We start from the raw sequence: 307 nt of genomic DNA on the forward strand, positions 1-307 counted from the left end.
CCCACGGCACCTTCACCTTCTCGCGGCATCCGAACCACACCACCGCGGACACCGACGTCGTCAAATACCACTCCTCCTTGGACGGCGCGCCCGGGACAACCCTTACCCCTGACACGCCGGGCGGCTCGGGCTCCGTCCGGTTGATGCCGGCCCGTTCCGGCCGCCGGCTGCTGGCCGTCGTCGCAATCGCCAGGGAGGCGCACGCGACCAGTACGCCGGACGACTTTCTGGTGAGCGAGGGCAAGCCGGTCGGCGCCCAGTGGAACCTGGCCGACCAGGCCGGTGACACCGAGGCGCACGACGAGAG

The 307-nt window shown here is 70.7% G+C and carries 1 pseudogene; it reads left to right on the forward strand.

Annotated features, from left to right (window positions below):
* Positions 1 to 307, forward strand: a pseudogene (locus ADL01_RS26580) (hypothetical protein); the annotation flags it as partial.

This window comes from Streptomyces sp. NRRL WC-3618, assembly GCF_001280005.1.
Classification (GTDB): Bacteria; Actinomycetota; Actinomycetes; order Streptomycetales; family Streptomycetaceae; genus Streptomyces.